Here is a 7,501-nt window from a genome sequence, read left to right on the forward strand (position 1 = left end):
ACTTGTTATCAATTAGGCTTGAACGACAGTTTTCATAACTTTTTAGTTTTGTCCTGATTTACAAGTAAGAGGTTGATTAAAGCGATAGTACAAATTAGGTTGAGCCATGTGCAGGGATTCCTGCGCTATTGAAGCTAGTTGTTGAGGCAAAACATCTATTTCATCAAATGAGGTTTGATTCATTTAGCACTCCAAAAGTTTGCTTTCCCTCTCTATTTATTTCTGGCAACAAAGGGCAAATTTTATGCAAAAGAATTTTTATTGTCACGAAAGTTTACATTGATCTACTTAAAGTTTTGTAACAAAATCCAAATTTTGCATAAAAACCCACCTAAAAAAGCTGATAGATAAATAGAAGTACTTCAATACTTGTCTAATACTTGACGATACTGAAAACGGCTTGGATCTGAACTTTTCAATAATTGCTAAAACCTTTATCAGGTAACGTTCACAGATGTTAATACAAAACCCCAGCTATTATCCGTTCGCAGTAAAACTACTTTGTTGCTGCCTTTCCTTCCCTATGGAACGCTCCGCGAAGGGGAAGTAAAGCTTACCCTAACAATCTAACCTGTGCCCAATATGAATTTCTCAGTGACATGATTCCAGAACCAAAACCCGGCGGTCGGAAGCATGAAGTCAATATGTGGCAAGTTCTCAACGCGATCTTTCTTTTATGTTCTTGTAGAGGGAGTGCGATGGCGAGCTTTACCCGGTGACTTTCCCGTATAGCAGACGGTATACAGCTATTTTCTACTGCAAACGGCTAATAGCTAGACTTTTATTAAAGCGGATGGAAGCTTTTCTTAATAATGCTTTTAACAATTCTTGAAAAGTCAAGTTTCAAGCCGTTTTTAGTATCGTAACTGGCGCAAAGACGGAACATGGCTGAAAATTACTGATGCCTTTTGAAATCAATTCCTGAAAGTTGAAAGGAAAAAACACATGGATATTATTGGTACAAATGAGGGCGATTTTCTTGCTGGCACTATTGGCAACGATCGCATAGATGCTTTCGATGATGACGATACGATTGTAGCCTTAACCGGTGACGACGTAATCTTTGGTAACGATGACGAAGACCTGATCGTTGCTGGAGCAGGAAACGACACAATTGATGGTGGGGATGGCGACGATTTAGTATTTGGAGATGCTGGGAACGACTCCATTGATGGGGACAATGGCGTTGACGTGCTCAATGGAGGGGACGGCAATGATCGCATCATTGGTAACAATGACAATGACCGCATTTTCGGTGATGCAGGGAATGACAGCATTAATGGGAATGATGGAGATGACATTCTCAATGGCTCTGATGGCGCCGACGTAATTTCTGGCGACGCTGGAAATGATCGAGTTTTTGCGGGTACTGGGAATGACACGGTATCAGGTGGCGGGAGTTTTGACCAACTCAATGGTGATGCAGGCAATGATCTTGTTCAGGGTGAGGCTGGGAACGACACCGTATTTGGTGGGACTGGAGTTGGAAATGACACCCTTACTGGTGAAACTGGCACAGACTTATTGATTGGTGGAGCAGGAAACGACTCTTTATTGGGTGGTGATGGGAGCGATCGCCTGATCGGCGTTGAACCTTTTGCCCCAGGATTTGGATCGATTGTTAACGAGATTGATATTTTAACTGGCGGGGCTAATGGCGATACCTTTGTTTTGGGAGCAGGTAATGAAATTTTCTATAATAATGGCAATAATAGTGACTACGCCCTGATTACTGACTTCAATATCAGCCAGGACTCTATTGAACTACCTGAATCTACCTTTAGCTTGGGTATTATCTCTATTAATAATGCCGTAGGGACAGGGATATCTTTTAACAACGACTTAATCGCGGTTCTTGAAGGAGTTTCAATTTCAGATTTTAGCAGTGGCTTTGATTTCGTCTAAACACATTATCACTATAGAACTAGTATTTGATTTCTGAAAAAACTCCGTACATCTAAAGAGACGGAAAATCAAACGTAATGTTTCGGATAAACTTGTTCATTCATCCATTTTAAATAGCGGAATGTAAGGATTCAGGTCTAATATTTAGGAAGCAGGCATGGGCAAGACAGATAATTATAAGAATTAGCCTGTAGTTTGGACTTTGGACAAAAAAATCAATTACAGACCGATTTTGACGGCGAGAGGTTTGCACCACAGTTAACTTTCTTAGCAGTGGGTTTAAACCTGTCCATTGAACGGGAGCCACCACTAACTTTATGTTTCGTCACAGCCACTCCGTTGGGAACGTTCAGCCTGATTGTTATCAGGAGAGACTTCAGGGTAGTCAAGAAAATACCACCATTGGCTTGCTTTATCACGCAAAGAACGTAAAAAGTGGGCGGCTTTTGCTCCTGCAAGATTAACCCATTGAGCAACACTTGATATTCCCGCATTTCTCACAAGCTTCTCTGCTTTGATGGAGCAGAGGGGCGGAGGGGAAAGAACCGGGTATTTGAACTCTCCCCTGCTCAAGAGCATAAGCGCAGGCTTTGAGAGGTGTGGTGAGAAATCCGGGATATTGCATCCATTGATTTAAAAATAGAAATAAGCAATGCTAACAAACTTTTGGTATGCCTGTGAATTCAGTTCAACTATTAAAAACAAGCCTAAGCAGTTAACTATGCTCAACCAAGAGTTTGTACTATACCGCAACTCTCAAGGAAAAGTGTTTGCTTTGTTAGATAGATGTCCTCATCGTGGGGCATCTCTATCTAATGGCTGGGTGGAAGGTGACTGTATTCGTTGTCCGTATCATGGTTGGAAATATCAAGCAGACGGTACTTGTATTGAAATTCCTGCTAATCAACCAAGTGTGCCTATTCCTAAGAAAGCACGTTTAAATACTTATCCAGTTCAAGAGAAATACGGTTTTATCTGGTTGTTCTGGGGAGACCTTCCTGAAAAAGAACGTCCCCCAATTCCATCACTTCCTGAATTTGATACTCTTGGTTGGCGTAGTGTTTATGGCGAATTGCAATGGAACGCTCATTATACTCGTGTATTAGAAAACGCGATTGATATTTCTCATGTGCCTTTTATTCATCATAATTCTATCGGCAGTGGTATCACTCAGCAGCCGAGTATTGAAGAGTATGATGTGCGCCTAGGAGAGTGGAGTGCAAGTGCTACTATCACAGCAAATCAGCCCAAAAAAATTAAAGGTTTTTGGAAAACTATACTCAACAAACAAAACTCACGCCCTCTGAAAGTAACGCTCTCCTTTTTTATGCCTAGTATTAGCCGATTGGAATTTGACTTTCCTATTGGTGATTTCAGAATAATTCTCTTTATTGCTCATATCCCGATTGACGATAACACAACGCTCACTAAGTGGATCGTTCTTCGTAATTTTATAACATTACCGTTTGCGGATCAGGATGCGCGAAAGCGGGCTTTGAAAACCATGTTAGAGGATAAGCCAATTATTGAGTCTCAAATTCCCAAAGTTGTGCCTAATCATTTAGCTGATGAACTCCATGTTCCCTCAGACAACTTATCCATAGCCTATCGCAAGCTTCGAAAGAAGTGTCTAGATATGGGCTGGGGTAAGGAATCTGATGTCCCTACACAAGATTATGCAGATGGTCAAACATCAACAGATTTTCTATATCAGCGAATTCATGAGATTGCTACGTTAGGGAACAGCTAATATTTTTTAGCAAAAAATACTATTAGCTAAATTCACAAAGAAGGCTAAAAATATTTGCTGCCAGACCTGATTCTCAAGATATATACACATTGTGATAATAATATGAAAAATGCAGAGATGGCGACTTTTTTGTATCCAATTTATACATTTGCTAATTTGGGGTTAGCAATTTGGAGCTTTAGCTTATTTAGACACTCGTACAACATTAATACAACATTGCTAGCCCTGGTGTTAACTGGAATGACTTATGACAATTTTATAATTTCTATCGGTCGTTTCATTGAGCAAGGTGCTTTGTTGAAATCGCTTAATCGCTTGCGCTTTCTGTTACATAATTTATTTGTACCGCTATTGGTGGTAGTCGCTGTCAAGCTAGCAAGCAATGCTGGTGTTGTATGGGTAAATAACCCAACTGTGTACTATGGATGCTGGGCGATCGCTCTGGGACTGATTACATTTGGGTTGGTAAAGGACTTTGTTGGTTTAGAACTAGTACCGATAACTTTTGGAGGTAGCTTGCGTTATAAACCTAAAAGCTGTGGCTTACCGATGCTGCCAATCTTGACTGCCTTATTGGTAGCTGTGATGGGATTCTTTATCTGGCGTGAAATTAATTGGCCGTGGATGTTGGTGGGAACACTTGTTATGTTTTCTGGAAATGCTTTGCCTACACGCATTTTTGGTACTCTAATTAGTTCAGCAGTTGATTTTGTATTTATTTCGGCTCTGCTAACAACACAGCTAATAATATACTGATTTCAATTTCACCAACCATTCGCTAATAATATCGATACTTTATCCGGTGCTAACCTTTATTCCAGTAGTAGTCTGCCAACCCAAAATTGTTGGAACAGGGCTATTTTTTGAATTCAAAATTCAAAATTCACTTAGGAATAATAAGAATAATTTTGAATAATTATCCTTCTCCTAACGGAAACGCACTTGCGTTCGAGTCAGAGCAAGCACTGATTCAAAGAATCAGTGGTCTACAAGACGCTACGCTATCAGTGGCGGGTTTCAGCAGCCCACACTAATTGTAATTTTGAATTGATAATGCGTGAATTTTGAATTTTTTTGACGTACTAGTAGTAGTTAACACCAACATTAATGGGTAAATTTCCAAACAAGCTGTGATTGAGAAAGAATGATTCTAATAAAGAGTCAAGCGATGCCGTAGTGTGGGCAGATGCGGTATTTAGTTATGTTGATGTTTGTGTAACTTATTGAAATGGGAACCACCTCGTCAGTGGTTGGTAACGATATGTCAGATAAACAATTTTCATGGTGATTTGATTGCGTTCTCTGAATGCAGAAGCGGGAGGTAAATGTGTTAAAAAACTTTTGGTATGCATGTGAGTTCAGCTCAGTTATTACCGACAAGCCTAAGCGAGTTCCTCTTTTAAGCCAGCAGTTTGTTCTGTACCGTAACTCACAAAAACAGGTAGTGGCTTTCTTAGATCAGTGCCCCCATCGTGGTGCTGCTTTATCCAATGGCTGGTTAGAAAATGATTGTATCCGTTGTCCCTATCATGGGTGGAAATATCAAGCAGACGGTACTTGTATTGAAATTCCTGCTAATCAACCAGGGGTGCCTATATCTAAGAAAGCGCGTTTAATTACTTACCCAGTTCAAGAAAAATATGGTTTTGTCTGGCTATTCTGGGGAGACCTCCTTCAAAGAGAATGTCCCCCGCTGCCATCTTTTCCCGAAGTAAAAGACCCAACTTTACGATCTGTGCAATTCGAGTTTAAGTGGAATGCTCACTATACCCGCTTAGTTGAAAACTCTATTGATCCGGCTCACTCAGCTTTTGTTCATGCTAATTCTTTTGGTAGTGGCATGACCCAACAACCGCAGCTTCCAGAATATGAAGCAAATCTAGAAGATTGGGGTGGGAGTAGCTTGATTCATCTCAAACAGCACACCCCTAAAGGTATTTTTTGGAAATACACTCACCGTAAGAATCACCCAGAAATCAAGACAATACGTTCTTTCTATATGCCCAACATCATTTACAGTGATTTTGAAAGGTTTATAACTTTTGTTGCTCATGTTCCCATTGATGAACACACTACCGTTTCTAAGTTCATTCAATTTCGTAGTTTCTTAACTCAGCCTTGGGCAGATGCCATTTTTAAAAAGTATAGTTTAAAAATTAATCAGGAAGATAAACTAGTGGTTGAGTCTCAACGCCCTAAAATAATTCCTTACAATTTAACGGATGAAATTCATACTTCCTCTGATGCCTTATCACTTGCCTATCGCAAACTACGCAAAAAATGCCTAGACATGGGCTGGGCGACTGCGCCATTTTGAGCCTTTAAGTCATGAAGGACGCATCTTTTCTTTAACCAAGCGGCGGTTGCTTTACTCAACCATTTTTCAGACTTTGACATGGGTGCAGTAAAACCTTTATCGCAGCTTCGAGCGCGTAAATATGTTCATAGTGCTGGCGAGATTTTTCAGTGTCACGCCCATAAATCGTAGGCATTCTTGGGCATTTTCTTTGGGAGAAGAGCTAGCGATGGCTACGCCCGCCGCAGACATCGCAGAGCAATTGCTGTTTCCAGTGCAAGTTTTACCTGCTTGTTCGACACTTTGGCTCCCTGTGAAGATAGTTAAGCAAGAATAGAGGTGTATATTCTTGTAATTTTAGTAAATCGCAAAGTTTTTTTAAAAGAGCGATCGACAATGCTTAATACCTTTAGATAAAACCGTTTTTATTCCTACAATCAAATAGCTACGCCCACTAATCGCTAAAAGGTAAATTCACCAATTTTAACTCTTAAATTTTACCTTCTTTATTGTTAAATAATTACAACCAATTACCTAGAAGAACATAAGGTGCCCAAAAATATGGGCGATTTTCTTTCGCTAGAATTGCAAGTTGAGCGCGTTGCAGAGCTTGAGCTTTAGTGGCTCCAGCATCTAATTGCCGATATAATTCCCCCATAAATTCACTAGTAGACTCATCATCTATTGTCCACAAAGTAGCTAATGTACTACGTGCGCCTGCCCGTACCGCAACTCCAGCTAGTCCTAAAGCAGCTCGTTTGTCTCCTGTAGCAGTTTTACAAGCACTAAGTACGAGTAATTCAATTGTTTCTGTTCGGCTTTCGCCTCTAGCCCGTAGTAAACTATCTAACTCCCTAACTTTTAGTAGGCTATCCCAGGTAAGAATATAGGTTTGTTCAATATCTGAGCTAAATTGCCCATGAGTAGCTAGATGCACTACTGAGAAAGGAGTAGATTGAATTTGGTTTTGCAGATTAGCTTTGGTGAACTCTTGATTTAAGAGTTCTTTGCTTGATTTAACTTCAAATTGAACTTGTTTTAATTCTTGTGTAACATTTGAAAGTTCCGAAAAAGATTTACCTTCAATCAAGCGTTCTTGCTCAACCCCAGCAATTAAAAGGTTTAACTGCACGTTGTTTAAAGACTTAGGAGCAAGGAGTTGTAGTCCAGGCATCAAAGAAATAGCATACTTTTCTATCAGATATTTCTGCTGTTGCTGATCATAAAGAATCGCCATTGGGATATTCCGCAAAGAACCATCCAGGACAAACACTAGGGAAGTTATACCTTTGTTTGCAAAATCTGATTCAATAGGTTTAATTAACCAGTCATATAACTGTTGTGAGAGTTGCTTAACATCAGGCTCTCGGCTAGCAACGGGTAAATCTTTCGGCTTTGTTGCGTGAATGAAAAAAAGACATACTAATCCGATAGTGGAGTAGTATTAGTTTTCTACTTTGTAACTGTCCGGCTTGCCTAACTGGATCATGCGGTTAAGCGCAGCACATTGGAGAAATAATTCAACAGCTTGATTATCAAAGAAACGTCGT

7 protein-coding genes and 3 pseudogenes are annotated in these 7,501 nt (G+C 40.0%); 6 read left to right on the forward strand and 4 right to left on the reverse strand.

Going from position 1 to position 7,501, the window contains the following annotated elements:
- Window positions 1-42: 42 nt before the first annotated feature.
- Window positions 43-183: a hypothetical protein gene (locus tag H6G96_RS39535; protein ID WP_190919957.1), complete on the reverse strand. Its 141-nt coding sequence runs from the start codon at window positions 181-183 to the stop codon at window positions 43-45.
- 416 nt (window positions 184-599) lie between these two features.
- Between H6G96_RS39535 and H6G96_RS42145 the strand changes: the two are divergent.
- Together H6G96_RS42145 and H6G96_RS39540 are read left to right on the forward strand one after the other, a co-directional pair.
- A pseudogene (locus H6G96_RS42145) lies at window positions 600-729 on the forward strand (transposase); the annotation flags it as partial.
- A gap of 216 nt (window positions 730-945) precedes the next feature.
- Window positions 946-1,905, forward strand: coding sequence for a calcium-binding protein (locus H6G96_RS39540; RefSeq protein WP_190919959.1), 960 nt, complete (start codon window positions 946-948; stop codon window positions 1,903-1,905).
- A 137-nt stretch (window positions 1,906-2,042) separates the two neighbouring features.
- On the opposite strand, the pseudogene H6G96_RS39545 reads toward H6G96_RS39540, so the two are convergent.
- Window positions 2,043-2,385 (reverse strand): annotated as a pseudogene (locus tag H6G96_RS39545) (transposase); the annotation flags it as partial.
- 172 nt (window positions 2,386-2,557) lie between these two features.
- Here H6G96_RS39545 and H6G96_RS39550 point away from each other — a divergent pair.
- The 4 genes from H6G96_RS39550 to H6G96_RS39565 all read left to right on the forward strand — a co-directional run bounded on the left by H6G96_RS39550 (window position 2,558) and on the right by H6G96_RS39565 (window position 6,288).
- Complete coding sequence (locus H6G96_RS39550; protein ID WP_190919961.1) at window positions 2,558-3,655, forward strand: aromatic ring-hydroxylating dioxygenase subunit alpha; 1,098 nt, start codon at window positions 2,558-2,560, stop codon at window positions 3,653-3,655.
- A gap of 102 nt (window positions 3,656-3,757) precedes the next feature.
- The gene (locus H6G96_RS39555; RefSeq protein ID WP_190919963.1) at window positions 3,758-4,411 is read left to right on the forward strand and encodes a hypothetical protein; all 654 of its coding nucleotides are present in this window, start codon (window positions 3,758-3,760) and stop codon (window positions 4,409-4,411) included.
- Between the two features lie 571 nt (window positions 4,412-4,982).
- Window positions 4,983-5,972, forward strand: a complete 990-nt coding sequence (locus tag H6G96_RS39560; RefSeq protein WP_190919965.1) for an aromatic ring-hydroxylating dioxygenase subunit alpha — start codon at window positions 4,983-4,985, stop codon at window positions 5,970-5,972.
- Window positions 5,973-6,093: 121 nt separating this feature from the next.
- Window positions 6,094-6,288, forward strand: a complete 195-nt coding sequence (locus H6G96_RS39565; RefSeq protein WP_190919967.1) for a hypothetical protein — start codon at window positions 6,094-6,096, stop codon at window positions 6,286-6,288.
- 183 nt (window positions 6,289-6,471) lie between these two features.
- Here H6G96_RS39565 and H6G96_RS39570 read toward each other — a convergent pair whose 3' ends face one another.
- Together H6G96_RS39570 and H6G96_RS39575 are read right to left on the reverse strand one after the other, a co-directional pair.
- Window positions 6,472-7,383 (reverse strand): CHAT domain-containing protein, encoded by a 912-nt coding sequence (locus tag H6G96_RS39570; RefSeq protein WP_190919969.1) that lies wholly within the window; start codon window positions 7,381-7,383, stop codon window positions 6,472-6,474.
- Window positions 7,384-7,395: 12 nt separating this feature from the next.
- Window positions 7,396-7,501 (reverse strand): annotated as a pseudogene (locus H6G96_RS39575) (IS5/IS1182 family transposase); the annotation flags it as partial.

It is taken from the genome of Nostoc sp. FACHB-892 (assembly GCF_014698795.1).
Classification (GTDB): Bacteria; Cyanobacteriota; Cyanobacteriia; order Cyanobacteriales; family Nostocaceae; genus Nostoc.